This window comes from Bradyrhizobium sp. WSM4872 (genome assembly GCF_055811715.1).
In genome coordinates this window covers 1-232 of sequence record NZ_JBVVPT010000103.1, presented here as the reverse complement: position 1 = coordinate 232, position 232 = coordinate 1, and the positions used below count along the sequence as shown (strand labels likewise).

At 68.5% G+C, this 232-nt stretch carries 1 pseudogene; it reads left to right on the top strand.

Annotation, left to right across the window (positions count from 1 at the left end):
* Positions 1-232, top strand: a pseudogene (locus tag AC0L3C_RS36270) (homoserine dehydrogenase); the annotation flags it as partial.

Here is a 232-nt window from a genome sequence, read left to right as displayed (position 1 = left end):
AGGCCGAGGTGATCGTGGAGCTGATCGGCGGCCACGAACCGGCTGGTTCCCTCATCGAGACGGCGCTGCGCGCCGGAAAGACCGTGGTCACCGGCAACAAGGCCCTGCTGGCCAGCCGCGGTGCAGAGCTGAGCGCAGTCGCCGCCGAATTCGGCGGAGAGCTGCGCTTTGAGGCTTCGGTCGGCGGAGCGATCCCCATCCTGCGGCCCATCGAAGAGTCGCTCTCCGGAGA